General features: G+C 42.4%; 22 protein-coding genes. 17 read left to right on the top strand and 5 right to left on the bottom strand.

Annotated elements, in window-relative coordinates:
* A partial coding sequence (locus BLV66_RS15680) for an SGNH/GDSL hydrolase family protein (protein WP_369596125.1) occupies positions 1-245 on the top strand: 245 nt, incomplete at its 5' end.
* Positions 246-377: 132 nt separating this feature from the next.
* Here BLV66_RS15680 and BLV66_RS15525 read toward each other — a convergent pair.
* The gene (locus BLV66_RS15525; protein ID WP_176974117.1) at positions 378-539 is read right to left on the bottom strand and encodes a hypothetical protein; all 162 of its coding nucleotides are present in this window, start codon (positions 537-539) and stop codon (positions 378-380) included.
* Between the two features lie 126 nt (positions 540-665).
* On the opposite strand from BLV66_RS15525, the gene xerA reads away from it, so the two are divergent.
* Genes xerA through BLV66_RS03765 form a run of 4 tightly spaced genes read left to right on the top strand, consistent with a single transcriptional unit; the run spans position 666 to position 3,737 of the window.
* Positions 666-1,667, top strand: coding sequence for a site-specific tyrosine recombinase/integron integrase (gene xerA, locus BLV66_RS03780; RefSeq protein ID WP_176974116.1), 1,002 nt, complete (start codon positions 666-668; stop codon positions 1,665-1,667).
* Between the two features lie 57 nt (positions 1,668-1,724).
* On the top strand, positions 1,725-2,063 hold the full coding sequence (locus tag BLV66_RS03775; protein ID WP_086984679.1) for a hypothetical protein: 339 nt from the start codon (positions 1,725-1,727) through the stop codon (positions 2,061-2,063).
* Positions 2,053-2,292: a hypothetical protein gene (locus BLV66_RS03770; protein ID WP_093114545.1), complete on the top strand. Its 240-nt coding sequence runs from the start codon at positions 2,053-2,055 to the stop codon at positions 2,290-2,292. The genes BLV66_RS03775 and BLV66_RS03770 overlap by 11 nt, the downstream gene beginning before the upstream one ends.
* A 2-nt stretch (positions 2,293-2,294) precedes the next feature.
* Entirely contained in the window at positions 2,295-3,737 is a 1,443-nt protein-coding gene (locus tag BLV66_RS03765; RefSeq protein ID WP_176974115.1) for a glucosaminidase domain-containing protein, read from the top strand.
* Positions 3,738-4,613: 876 nt separating this feature from the next.
* Here BLV66_RS03765 and BLV66_RS03760 read toward each other — a convergent pair.
* From BLV66_RS03760 to BLV66_RS03745, 4 genes are all read right to left on the bottom strand, one after another.
* Positions 4,614-5,735: a tyrosine-type recombinase/integrase gene (locus tag BLV66_RS03760; RefSeq protein WP_176974114.1), complete on the bottom strand. Its 1,122-nt coding sequence runs from the start codon at positions 5,733-5,735 to the stop codon at positions 4,614-4,616.
* 142 nt (positions 5,736-5,877) lie between these two features.
* A complete protein-coding gene (locus BLV66_RS03755) occupies positions 5,878-6,441 on the bottom strand; it encodes an SHOCT domain-containing protein (protein ID WP_086986808.1) in 564 nt (187 codons plus the stop codon).
* Positions 6,442-6,505: 64 nt separating this feature from the next.
* The gene (locus tag BLV66_RS03750; protein WP_143033091.1) at positions 6,506-6,811 is read right to left on the bottom strand and encodes an ImmA/IrrE family metallo-endopeptidase; all 306 of its coding nucleotides are present in this window, start codon (positions 6,809-6,811) and stop codon (positions 6,506-6,508) included.
* A gap of 52 nt (positions 6,812-6,863) precedes the next feature.
* Complete coding sequence (locus tag BLV66_RS03745; protein WP_086986806.1) at positions 6,864-7,193, bottom strand: helix-turn-helix domain-containing protein; 330 nt, start codon at positions 7,191-7,193, stop codon at positions 6,864-6,866.
* A 276-nt stretch (positions 7,194-7,469) separates the two neighbouring features.
* Here BLV66_RS03745 and BLV66_RS03740 point away from each other — a divergent pair, with 276 nt between their 5' ends.
* The 12 genes from BLV66_RS03740 (at position 7,470) to BLV66_RS03690 (ending at position 12,952) form a co-directional block, all read left to right on the top strand.
* Entirely contained in the window at positions 7,470-7,655 is a 186-nt protein-coding gene (locus tag BLV66_RS03740) for a helix-turn-helix domain-containing protein (RefSeq protein ID WP_086986805.1), read from the top strand.
* Positions 7,655-8,431: a phage antirepressor gene (locus BLV66_RS03735; RefSeq protein ID WP_086986804.1), complete on the top strand. Its 777-nt coding sequence runs from the start codon at positions 7,655-7,657 to the stop codon at positions 8,429-8,431. Before BLV66_RS03740 ends, BLV66_RS03735 begins: the two co-directional genes overlap by 1 nt.
* A gap of 3 nt (positions 8,432-8,434) precedes the next feature.
* A complete protein-coding gene (locus BLV66_RS03730; RefSeq protein WP_086986803.1) occupies positions 8,435-8,722 on the top strand; it encodes a hypothetical protein in 288 nt (95 codons plus the stop codon).
* Between the two features lie 2 nt (positions 8,723-8,724).
* A complete protein-coding gene (locus BLV66_RS03725) occupies positions 8,725-9,024 on the top strand; it encodes a hypothetical protein (protein WP_086986802.1) in 300 nt (99 codons plus the stop codon).
* A gap of 88 nt (positions 9,025-9,112) precedes the next feature.
* Positions 9,113-9,304: a hypothetical protein gene (locus tag BLV66_RS03720; RefSeq protein WP_086986801.1), complete on the top strand. Its 192-nt coding sequence runs from the start codon at positions 9,113-9,115 to the stop codon at positions 9,302-9,304.
* Positions 9,301-9,504 carry a hypothetical protein gene (locus BLV66_RS03715; protein ID WP_086986800.1) on the top strand — a complete coding sequence of 68 codons (204 nt, stop codon included), beginning with the start codon at positions 9,301-9,303 and terminating at the stop codon, positions 9,502-9,504. The genes BLV66_RS03720 and BLV66_RS03715 overlap by 4 nt, the downstream gene beginning before the upstream one ends.
* 129 nt (positions 9,505-9,633) lie before the next feature.
* Entirely contained in the window at positions 9,634-10,080 is a 447-nt protein-coding gene (locus BLV66_RS03710) for a hypothetical protein (RefSeq protein WP_086986799.1), read from the top strand.
* A 168-nt stretch (positions 10,081-10,248) separates the two neighbouring features.
* Entirely contained in the window at positions 10,249-10,398 is a 150-nt protein-coding gene (locus BLV66_RS15520) for a hypothetical protein (RefSeq protein WP_176974113.1), read from the top strand.
* Entirely contained in the window at positions 10,391-10,639 is a 249-nt protein-coding gene (locus tag BLV66_RS03705) for a hypothetical protein (protein WP_086986798.1), read from the top strand. The genes BLV66_RS15520 and BLV66_RS03705 overlap by 8 nt, the downstream gene beginning before the upstream one ends.
* Before the next feature lie 73 nt (positions 10,640-10,712).
* Positions 10,713-10,922 (top strand): hypothetical protein, encoded by a 210-nt coding sequence (locus BLV66_RS03700; RefSeq protein ID WP_086986797.1) that lies wholly within the window; start codon positions 10,713-10,715, stop codon positions 10,920-10,922.
* Positions 10,923-10,928: 6 nt separating this feature from the next.
* Positions 10,929-11,948, top strand: coding sequence for an ERF family protein (locus BLV66_RS03695; protein ID WP_086986796.1), 1,020 nt, complete (start codon positions 10,929-10,931; stop codon positions 11,946-11,948).
* A complete protein-coding gene (locus tag BLV66_RS03690) occupies positions 11,948-12,952 on the top strand; it encodes a DUF1351 domain-containing protein (RefSeq protein ID WP_176974112.1) in 1,005 nt (334 codons plus the stop codon). Before BLV66_RS03695 ends, BLV66_RS03690 begins: the two co-directional genes overlap by 1 nt.

The raw sequence follows: 12,952 nt of genomic DNA, 5'->3' as shown, positions 1-12,952 counted from the left end.
AAAGCATGTTACCGATTAACAACGAATTAAACGGCAGTAAAGTTAGTTCAGAAACAATCGTTGAATTGAATACATATCTCAAAAATTTATCATCAGATTATGATAATTGCGAGTTTATTGATTTGTATCCACACTTTCAAGTTAATGGTCAGATGAACACCGATTACACTAACGATGGTACGCACTTGAACGGGCAGGGATATCTGTTGTGGAAAGAACAAATACAAGATTTTGTAAACGGCTGAACCATAATGAAAAGTAGATGAAATGAAAGCGGCCGTTTTCATAACGGCTGTTTTTAAAAAACTATTCTCACTTACATTGCAAAAAAGTAGAGTAATGTGGAGTAGTGTAGAGAAAAAAAGAGAGCTTGCTGATCATTCAGCAGGCTCTTCTTGTTTCAATCCCTTTTCGATTAATTCGATGAACGCGTCTTTCCTTGTTCTCATGTGATGCTGATGCTGGTAATCTTCAACTCTTTTTACAAGCGATTCGGGAAAATTGTTTATGATCCTGACGACTTTATCCTCGGTATCCATTCTGTTGCCTCCCTAATTTCTCTATATGTCTAATATATACCATACGCTTGACGCATGCAAGCGGAAGGTGTATTATGTATTCACAAGGCATACGGTATATATAATATGCCTAAAGGAGGAATACTGATGGTAGCGAACGATACAGCAAGGCTACTCATGGAACTGGAAACAATTGCAGCCACTCTCATTCCCGATGCAGATATAGTCAAACTAAAATTACGTTTCGAGGAAGTCACAAACAATTACACCGTTGATAGGAAGACACTGGAAGCCCTAGAGAATGATTTTAAGGATAAGGTGGACTTTTACCTAAGCGCTCTTCGAATCGAAGGGTACAGCGAACAAACACTACAAGGTAACCGTTATGATCTCATGTCATTCTCGGAATTTGTAAACAAGGCGGTTGTCCAAGTGACGACTTCTGATGTGAGAAGGTTCCTGGCATCCAATCCCCAATGGGCTGCCAGTACCGTAGCTAAAAAACTATCTACACTGAAAGCTTTTTATAAGTGGATGACTGCAGAAGAATTTATCCTGCACGATCCCACTGCAAAAATACGAACTCCGAAACAGGAAAAGCGCCTGCCGAAGGCCATGAGCCCGGATGAGCTTGAAATGATTCGGGACGCCTGCCAGGATTCGAGGGAACGGGCACTTGTAGAAGTCTTCTACTCAACAGGATGTCGGATCAGTGAATTGGCTGGAATGAAAACCGCAACCATTGATTGGCAGAACGGTAGCTTGCCCGTCATCGGAAAAGGCAACAAGGAACGGATCGTTTACCTGAACGGGAAAGCAATCTACCAGCTGAAGAAATATCTGGTGGACCGGCAATTTGAAGAAGACGATTGCGAATATCTCTTCACCACAAACCGGCGCCCATACAGGCAGATGACCACGGTGGCTATCCGGAACATCATCAACAAAATTGCATCACGCGTCGAAACGAGTAAAAAAGTCACTCCGCACGTCTTTAGGCATAGCATGGCAACGATGGCAATCAACAACGGCATCGAACTAGGAGACCTGCAGCAATTGCTCGGCCACAGCAACCCGTCAACAACTTTACGCTATATCATGGTAAGCGAAGAACGAAAGAAAAACGCACATAAACGCTTTGTGCAATAACAGTCTGAAGGTTGTCCATTTGGGCAGCCTTTTTAATTTGAATAGGGAGCGTGAAAAATGGAATGGATATCCGCAATCATCGCAAGTGCTGTCACAGGCATGGTCACTTTTTCCGTTGCAAATAAGCAGACAAATGGATCAGTAGAGCAACAATACACAGAGAATATCACGAAGCTTTTTACTTTTTATAAAGAGCAGGTGGACGCTTTGGGCGAAGAGGTCAAACAACTTAAATCGCAGATCAAAGACATCGAAAATAAATATGTCAAAGATATCAATGGATATAAAGTTGTCGTTGAAAGATTGGAAGATGAAATCGAATCGCTGCGCGAAGAAAACGATACGTTGAAAATCGAGAACGAAAATTTGAAAGGGGAAAAAGAAGATGGAATTTAATATTTTTATTGCGCCAATCACGATGATTGCTGTGGAAATGGCCAAACGTGCGGGGTTAGAAAGCAAGTATCTGGCATTTGTTGCTGTAGTTTTTGGGGCGCTATTTGGCGCTCTTTACGGCTTTATTTACAAGGGTGACATCTTTGTCAACGCGTTTGAAGGATTGCTGTATGGGGCCTCAGCGTCAGGCGTATGGGACGCGGCAACGAAAACATTGAAAGGAGCGTAGCGATGGTTACGCTAGCAGATATAAAATCAAAGGTTATCCAAGTTTGGCAAAATGATCATATCATTTTGCCATCGGTTACCGCGGCCCAATTTATACTGGAATCCGCATCCGGGACTAGCCCGTTAGCAAAAGTTGCAAACAATCTATTCGGGATTAAGGCAAGCGCGCCCTGGTCCGGAGAAATTCACACGATGACATCGAACGAGGAAATAACTGGCTCAATGCTTCCGCAATCTTCGAAGTTTCGTAAATATCCAACATGGCAAGCATCAGTGCAGGATCATAGTGATTTCTTCACATCGACGGAATTCCGGAAGACTCACTACGCTGCTGTGATTGGCGGAACGGACTATAAAACTGTTTGTAATGCTTTGGCCAAAACATATGCTACTGATTCTGCTTATGGAACTAAATTAATCGCGATTATAGAGGCGAACGACTTACAGCGATGGGATGAATTGGAAGGAGAAAAAACTATGAGTTATGTAATCAATGACAGACGAGACTCAGCGCTAGGTGGACAAAGCAAGGACCGTAACTTATCAGCAATTACCACAATCGGGTGGCACTATTCAGCGGTTATGCGTTCGGTCCGTAAATTTATTACCGGCCATGAAGAGTATTGGAAAAACACTCTCGGATGGGATCGCGGCGGCTATCATTTTTATATTGACGCTGACGGGAATATCTGGCAAAACTACGACTATGAGCGCATTACCTGGGGCGTGTATAATAACAATGGCTATGTCGTCCACATCAGTGTTGAGGCTGGAAATGGAAACGACTATTCACCTGCACAAGTGGCAGCTAGAGAATGGCTTACACGTAAGATTATGAGCGATTTGAATATCTCAGCAAGTAACGTAAAAGGACACAATGAGATTTATAATAATTCCTCATGTCCGGGATATACCAAAGCGCAGATGGATGCTTTCCGTGCTAAGTTGGCTCAACCAGCGCAAGCGGCAGCACCTGAACCAGTCGTACAAACGCGCGTTCCGGTCAGCTATGACGCGACCGTTATCAGCGGCGGCTATTCTATCGACTCGAAACCATGGGGCGAGGATGCTATGATTAACTGGGGCACGACGGATGCGCACGTTGGCAAGAAGTTTTATTTCTACGAGGAAAACGAAACCGGTGAGTACGCCAATGCAAAAGGCGTCGGCTGGATTGACAAACGTGCTATCGAAAAAGACAAAGTAGTAGTCGCATCATTGTTACATCTGCCAAACGGACAAAACTGGACGACCTATCCACCTGAAGGACCATACACGGCCGGTGATGTTATTTCACTCGAAGGGCCGAACGGCGAGTGCGTGTATACAATCCTGGGCGAGCGCAATGGTGGCAAGGTGCTGATTGTTGAGTTGGAAAATTTTGGTACTGTCGGCCTTTACTATGATACAGACAAAGGTGCAACAATCACGCAAGTTTTAGGATAACCCATCGAATTCGAGTGGTTTTAACTGGTCGAATTCGACCAGTTATGTGGTATAATTAACTGACCAGTGCGGGAGTGCTTGCGAGCGTCCGTGCGATCTCGTGGCGGAATAGGTAGACGCATAGTGAAAACAGTTATGGGGGTAGATCCCGTGGGTGTTTGGTTGTAAGTGTTATTGGTAGCACGCTTGATTTTTAATCAAGAAGACACGTTCGAGTCGTGCCAGCAATACAAACGCCAAGATGACGAGTTCAAAAACTGTATGAATATGTAAGGTGCAAATCCTTGCCGAGATTTAAATTACTGACCGACATCTTTGTCGGTCACAAAGTGAAAAACGTTGACGCGCCAATGTTATCACGCTCTTAAAAAAGCCTCTCGCTTGTTATTGCGAAGGGCTTTTTTGTTGGATTTATGTTATAATAAAGGCAGATATATCGCTAGTAAGGCTGGCCAAAGTGCTATCATTCGATTCTCACGGACATGCAGATTGCATCTTTTGGTTACAACCGGCACGCCACGAATATCCGAGGTGCGAACGACCTGACACAAACAATGAGAGCAACGCGCAGGACCTGAACAACGCAAAAGGATATTTACAAGGCAACTTACAACTCCCGTCTGATCAGCGGGAGTTTTTTTGTATTTAGGGGGCAAAAAAGGGGCAAAAGATGCCCCTTTTTATCTTCTCTCTTCTTTTGTGGTCTAAACGCAAGACTCTAAAACCTTTATAAATAAAGGATATTCTCACCTGTTCATGCATAGTCATAAAACTCATGCTATTACGATGGAAGTATTTGTTTTTGGGCGCGTCCGTTGATATGACAACACCTAGGATGATAATCAAAGTGTTAAGGGGCAGAAAAGGGGCAGAGTGTTATACGGAGAGAGAAAATCCGTCAATTGCATTCGTCAGATCTTCGTCCATTTTATTCGTGAAGTGGGAATAAACCTTTTCGATCATATCGGTGTTCGCGTGTCCAACGTGCTTCGCGATGATGTTTGATGTGTGGCCTTGCTCAACCATCAAGCTAATAAACGTGTGCCTGAAAATGTGGGTGGTAACACGCTTGCCCGGAATGTCTGTGTATTTCCCCAACAGTTCGTTGGCATAGCTGTTTGTGAATGGTTCGCTTTTTCCGTTAATAAACAAAAGCCGCTGATTTTTATCCAAACCAAGCTGCATGGATTTTATTTTCGTATGGCGTATTTGTTCCTTCAGCAGCTTTTCGGTTTCCGCATTAAAATGTATCGTGCGCGGCTTCCCGCCCTTCGTAGGTTGGAATATTCTTCTCCGGTGGTACCAGGTGCGTTCGATCAGAATGGTCTTATCCTGAAAATTGATGTGCTTTGTATAATCTAAAGATACCATTTCGCCGTAACGCATACCTGTGTATGCCTGGATCAGGCACATCCTTCCTAACTCACCGTAGTTTTTTTCTTCTAATTGGCCGACAACCGTTTGTAATTCATTTCGTTCCAAATATTTGAACTCATCTTTTTTAGTGACATTTATCCTTGGGAGTTCGATTTCATGAAGAATATTCCTGTCTGCTAAAAAACCGTACTTCAGGGCGAAATTCACAATTTTACGAATAGTTGCGGTCATACCTTTTACGGTATCATACACATAGCCAAGATCAAATAGATGCAGGATAACCGAATTAAGATGAGCGCCGGTTAGTGCTTTCAACGAGATGGATCCAATTTCTTTATTTATCGTATTCACGTAAGAAACGTTATTGTTATAAGTGCTCAAACGCACCTGCTTTTTATAAACGGCTAGCCACTTTTTTGTCAGCACTTCAAAATTTATATCCGCACTTGTCTTTTTTAGCTTTCCTTCGATTTTCTCTTGGAGCTTCTTGAGCATTTCCTTTTCGACACGATTATTATTCTTTATGTGTGTTAAGGATACTTTTGCCGTTTTCCCGGTAAGGGGATCCGTATACCGTTCTACATACTTGAATTTACCGTTCGGTAATTCTTCAATCCACATCTTTTTACCTCCTACTTGTGTTAAAATAGGGCGTACAGGTACAAAAAAAGACGTTGAGCTATTCAACGTTTCGTACGCTGTTCCCATACCTCACTTCTCGGTCGCCAAACTGGGGGAGTGAGGTATTTTTTTATTGCAAAAATCAAAGTCCCAGGATATCTTTTTTCTTGCTGTCGTATTCACCTTCAGTCAAAATACCTAAATCGAAAAGCTCTTTTAACTTTTTCAAGTTATCGAAACCTAAAATTGTTTTGTCCGCATTCATTTCGAGGATGTAATTCAACCCACTCAACGTCGCTTTCGCATTCGTTCTTGCCAACGAATATGTAGCTTTAGATTTGTCCGTTTTCAGGAAAATAAACGGAACCGTCACTGCTCCATATTTCTGATTCCTTAGTGTTACAAGAATCTGCATGCTTGTACAGAACTCCTTGTCTTCCTTCTTCATTTTAGAAAAACCTCCAATACCAGCACCGGCTATCCCGAAAAATGCTCCACCTATAGCGGCCCTTCCGATATCGATACCGCCTTCCGTAATTATTTTCCCATCTTCCAGTAACTCAAAGCTGACTAAATCAGCATAAGGGATTAATCTCCCTGCTATTTTAAAAATCCTCCTGTTATCATCAACCTTAATACTCCCGAAGGTTGAAGTTGCTTCGAAATCCCCTTTTTCTTTCTTGAATTTATCGAATAGTCCAGCCATAAATAAGCCACTCCTTTTCTGTTATGTGCAAAATAAAATCCGATTCATTTAGTAGCCGCTTCTATTATTTTGCAAAACGAATATCTGACCCCATGCCAATTTTGAATTCTTCTATCACTTGAGTGTAATTATAGACGCCTCCATTATCTTCGATAATTTTCCTGACCATATATTCGTTGGCTTCAGACTCCATTTTAATTAGATAAATTGGCTCTTTGTACAAAAATGCGTAGTCAGCATGGTCCAATGCGTGCTTCATTTCGTGGTATATAACCATTTTCATTTCATCTTCTGATAAAGCGCTATTAACAAACATGGTCTCCAAGTCATTTATAAAACAGCCCTTGGATTCCATTTCGATGAATTCCAATTTGATTCCTAATTTGCCAAGTTTCTCCCGTATCCGTAACAATAAACTCACCTCACTTAGAACTAAATCTCCCTTGCAAGAACGCCCTAATAGCCTCTTTGTCGATTTCGGTGAGAGGTTTTCCGTCAAAACTCATTGCTTTGTCGAGTATCTCATCTAAATCTTTAGCCGGATCAGATTCTTTTGATTTTTCCGCTCTTCCTAATAAGTAGTCGATAGATACATCGAAATAATCAGCAACAAGTTCCAGTTTATCGGTTGCTGCATTTTGCCTTTTCCATTTATAAATAGCATTTTTACCCATTCCGACCTTTTCTTCAACGTCAGCAATCGACATACCTCTCTTGTCCGCTAAATTTTTCACTCTGTCAAAAACCGTCATATCAATCATCCTTAAAAGCGCAACACAAAAAATTGTCCAAAGTGATAGAAAAGTGTTGACTTCTATCACATCTGATAATACAATGTGTATGTAGCTAAGATTTGTAGCTTCCAAAGACAACGAAAAACCAATGAAAAGCCGTCGCCAAACGCTTTGTTTATGTGGTAATTTCAGGCCTTGTTTGCTATGCCTTAATATTATCACTTTGGATAGGAATGTCAACGGAAAGCTAAATAAAATAGCTAAAATAATAAAAATATTTTAGGAGGTGAGAAAATGCCTACGGATTTCGGTTTAAAGGTGAAAGTTGAGTTGGCAAAAAGAAACATGAACATGTCAGATTTGGCCAAATTGCTAGAAATTTCGCAACCGTACTTGTCCGACATAATTTACGGAAGACGAAAAGCGACTGAGCAGAAAGAAAGAATCAAAAAAATATTGGATATAAAGGAGCGAGAATGATGAGCGAATTACAAATATTTAATTTTGAAAATAACGAAGTCAGAACGATGATCGTAAACGACGAACCGTTCTTTGTTGCAAACGATGTAGCAAAAACTCTTGGCTACGCAAACGCAAGCGATGCGACAAACAAACACTGCAAAAAAGGGTTCATGGGATGGGGTAGCGATTCGCTAGGTCGCCCGCAGCAATTCAAATTAATTCCAGAGTCAGACGTTTATCGATTGGTATTCCGTTCGAAACTGCCTGAAGCTGAAAAATTTGAAAATTGGGTAACAAGCGAAGTTCTCCCATCAATACGAAAGCACGGTGGATACTTGACTCCTGAAAAAATCGAAGAAGCGTTGCTTAATCCTGACACGCTCATTCAATTAGCAACAACTTTGAAAGAAGAGCGCTCCAAGCGATTGATAGCGGAGCAAAAAGTTACCGCTATGGCACCAAAAGCGCTATTCGCAGACGCGGTTGCAGCAAGCCATACATCGATTTTAGTGGGAGACCTCGCAAAACTACTTTCGCAGAACGGCATCAAGATTGGTGGGAACCGATTATTTGTATGGCTTAGAGAAAACGGCTTCCTGATCAAGCGTAAGGGCACGGACTACAATATGCCAACACAACGATCTGCAGAAATGAAATTATTCGAAGTGAAGGAAACGACCATCAACAATCCGGACGGATCCATACGGATTAGCAGGACGCCGAAAGTGACCGGTAAAGGCCAACAGTATTTCATCAACAAATTCTTGAACGAAGCAGAACTATTGGAGGGATAAAAAATGAACGAATTAGAAAAGGCGATCGTCGATGAATTGGAAGCAGCAGAGCACTTCAAAGATTTCTTTATTAAAGTTAGTATCTTCCAAACGAATTTTGATAAGCGCGAGCTTAAACAACTCAGTTCCGTGATTACTGATCAGAGGTTCATAGATAAATACGGATGGACAGCCCTTTGTTTCATGGTCGACAACATTCACAAGGAAAGGGCGCTGCCGTTCAATAATGTACCTGAAAAAACGCGTCTGAAAAAAATGTTAACTGAGTATGCAGGAGAAGGAGGGGCCTGACGATGGTCATCTTGCAAACGAAAAGTAAAGCCCAGCAATACGCATTTACGAAAGATATCGGGCGGATATTCGGATATAAAGACCCTGTGAAGCTGCTAAAAGGGTTCCGAGATTACGCGGACAGTCATCCGAAAACGTTCGGACCATACAAGCCATACTTGAAAAATAGAGGGATGGACACGCTTTACGATATCATCTGTTTCGCCTTCTACTTCGAGAATAGAGATTTGCTTGAAGCCGGAACAAGAAGCGTCAGTTTTCCAGCTGAACTCCCGCGTTTGAAAGAGGTGTATCAATCGTGAAAATTATATGGCTCAGCTTGTATTTTTACCTTTGCTTTTGTCTGGGTGAATTGCTATGGGTCCTTAATTTCTGAGGAGGTACGGACGAGTGGATAAATTTAATTTCGATGCAGCGTACACGGGAGCTCTTGCCGATTCTTTCCGAAAAATAAAAACCGCGCATGGGAACTATTGTGTTGGTGTCATTACTGCAGATTTCGCAATGACTGAAATAGGCAAGGCCCTGAATGATTTCGAAATCGTAATGGATGCAATTTATAAACAGGGGGAATCGATTTGAATAAGAAAGTGGTTATTTGTTACAACGATGGCGAAACGGCGAGTTTTGCTGTAGGAGAAGAAAACCGCGGAAAGGTTGTAAAGGCCATTCGCCATTCGCGGTCTGAATTATGGGTTGAGATCGAATTTGAGGATGCTGTCGAAACGTATGCAGGCGTCCCGTTCATCGTCACGATGACATATAAGGAGAGTGCGAAATGAAGGTATTTACAGACGAGTTTGAGGATAAGCTGGTCAACTTTATAGGCACAACAATAGTGGTTAGTATCGCCTTACTAATCATTGGCCTGGTCGGATGGATAGAAACAGGAATGTAATGGAGGTATCGGAGTGAAAGATAATCAATTAACGAAACATTTAAAAAAGGCCGTCAGCAAATTCTCTACACGGCCAATGCTGCAATGCATCAATTATTCAAATGACGGAAATCTATATGCTACAGACTCTCATGTTGCGGTTAAGGTTTCTGAGTTCCATAGTAACCCAACTGATTTCATCTTAAACATTTTTACAATGATGCCGGAAGACGGTAAATACCCTGAGGTTGGGAAATTTTTCGAGTTCGAAAACATCAGTTGCGAAATAAATGTCCATATCGGAACGCTTTTGAAGTCTGTAAGGCCGTTTATGACGAAAACATCCTTCAGTAATTTGATCAAGATGGATATCAAAAACAAAGCGGTCGTGCTTACTAAAGACGGATGGCCCGATTACGAAATAAAAATGCCTTTAGAGGATTGCGAAGGCGAAATGTTGCTGTCGGTAAACGTTGATTAATTGATAAATGCGCTGGAATTTATGAATGATGCCATAAACGAGAAAAAGTTTAACAACGGCTGCGCTATTGTTAAGTTCACCACAAAAAATAAGCCGTTCAAGTTTGTTTTTGAAAAATACGAATACCTAATAACGCCAGTGAGAACAGACTTCTAGGAGGTGATCGAAATGGACTACGAAGCGATGTGGCATACCCTTAAAAATGTGTTGCATATCAACATGGATGAAGAGCCATGCGAAGAAAAAGCGCAGCACAGCTACAGTGAGATTTTAAAGCTGATGGATTTTATCGAGGAGAGGGAAGCGACAAATGAATAAACGCATGAAGAAAAAACAAAGCACGAGGCCGCGCGGATTGTCTCAGGAAGAAAAGCTAGTCTTGGAGCTATACCGTAAATGCGATAACGTACATTTTTTCAAATACGATGAAACGAATGCGTTGGACTGCTTTGATTTTACGGATCTGGTTGAAGTAACGAGCGAGGTCAATCTTTCAGAAAGCTATGTTTGGACGGAAGCGACAAAAGGAAAAATCGAAGCTTCTGCATTTTTGAAATAAAAAAGCCACCTACAGCAATAGGCGGCATAAGTAATAGAACCACTACCATTTTATCATAAAAGGAGGACTTCGGATGGATAATAACCAAGCTTTATCCCAAGCACATTGCTCCTACCTGCAAGAGATGGAGCAGGAGCCGGTGGCCGAAACGTGGGATGGTGAGCCTATCTACGAAAACGAGGAGTATTTTGATATCGAAGGTGAGTATGTCATCAATGAGATAGATGCCTTGCGCGACTACTTGAACGAACATTACACGCTGAAAACGGCAGGAAGAGGGTGAGCGGTGATGACTGAAAAAATATTAAATGTGTATCAACGGCTTGCGGAAGTCAGGAAGTCCGTTCCGTACCTAAAAAAAGACCAGCAAGGAAAGCAGTATAACTATGTCGGTTCATCCGATGTATTGGGTTCCTTACACGAAAAAATCAACGAAGTCGGCCTGATGTTGGTTCCGGAAGTATTAGGTCACCACTTGACGACGTTCGAGCGCACGAACTCAAAAGGAACGCCTTCAAATGAATACTTTACCGAACTGGATATGACGATGACGTGGGTCAACGTCGACGATCCAAGCGATACCGTGAAAGTTTCCTGGTATGCGCAAGGAGTTGATCTTGCGGGGGAAAAAGGGGTAGGAAAAGCGCTGACATACGGCGAAAAATATTTCTTGCTGAAATTCTTCAACATTGCAACCGACAAAGATGACCCAGATGCTTTCCAAGACAAAATCGAATCCAAGAAACCTATAGCCAAAATTTCACGGGATCAAAACAAGGAACTGTTTGACCTTGCGGAAGGATACGCTGAATTGCGTGGAATGCACGGCGAAGACGCAACCAATCAAGCTCTGAAGTGGGCGGCGGAACAACTGGGACTAAATAGCCTCGATGATGCCAGCGCTGAGCAAGCGGACAAAGCTATTAAAGCATTTCGGGATTTGATTTCAAATCACACCAAAGCAAATGGGGCAGCGGAGAAACGAATCACACAACAAGAACCGCAACAGGAGAAAGTACAGCAGATTCCGAGCACAGACGACGCAATCGACAAATATGTTTCTGCCATTCAAAAAGCCGGATTAGATATCAATCAATTATACGTTGAAATCGCCAAAATAGAGGGTGTCAGCGACATTCGCGATGCCGACAAGATTAGGGTGCTCGGACACTTAAAAGCACGCTACACGAAACTTAAAAACGATGAAAAAAAACGCCAGAACAACCGACAGCAAGAGCCTCAAAAGGCGCAGCAAGAAAGTCTGCTTGAAGGTAGAACGACACAAACAGTGAATTGGGGGAGCAAATGATGAGCAATGAATTAGAGGTAATCCAAAACAGCACCTTGGGGACGATCTACGAACCCGCCACACTTGAAATGCACAAATTTGATGAAATGAAAGCCGTTGTTCAAGGTTTTTCTGATAAATATACCGGGTTAGCTTTCACGCGTGCCGACAAAAAAGGTGCGGAAGAAGTACGCGGCAAGTTGTTGGAAGTGCGCGACAAGTTCGAGAAGGAACGCAAGATCATCAAACGGGCATACAACGAACCGCTTAATGCCTATGAAGCGAAGATAAAGGAATTGAACGGCCTGATTGATGTCCCTCTGAATCAGATTCGTGACGGCCTGAAAGAAATTGACGAAGCCGAACGCCAGGAGCGTGTAGCTGCACTTGATGAACTGCTGGATATCAAACTTGCAGACATGGATATCTCTATCGAACGAAATGCTTCTTGGTTAAACAAAGGTATGTGGTCAGCCAAATTGAAGCCGTCAACAAAATTGAATGATGAAATCGACAAGGCCGTTGCTGATGCAGTGAAAGATAAAGAATACCGCGAAATGCAAGTGAAGGTGTTGATCGAATTCTGCAAAGGGCAGGACATCGAACCGGCCGGATGGGTATCGCAGTTGGACCATCGAAACGCAATGGAAGTCATCGACTTGATCAACATGGATAAAGAACGCAAGGCTCGCATCGCTGCCGAACAGGAGCGCAAAGCAGCCGAGCATGAGGCTTTCTTGTTGAAACAACAGGAAGAACTGGCAGCTATTGTAGAGGCTGAAATCATTGAAGTTCCTCCGTTTGAAGAGCCTGAGCAGATAGAAGTCTATGAACCCGTTATCACAAATACCATTCAGGTTACTGGGACAATCGCACAACTAAATAAATTGAACGAATTCCTTATAACTAGCGGTATTCGCGTTGAGTTGGTAGCTGTTCCTATGGATTCGGAAGAATCTGAACAAGATCAGGAATACATGGAAGATGATTTAGCGTGGGCCAATGAAGATGAATGGCCGTTCTAG

Source organism: Trichococcus collinsii (assembly GCF_900107505.1).
GTDB lineage: Bacteria > Bacillota > Bacilli > Lactobacillales > Aerococcaceae > Trichococcus > Trichococcus collinsii.
Note: the sequence above shows the minus strand (reverse complement) of the source record. Positions and strands in the feature narration are given on the sequence as shown.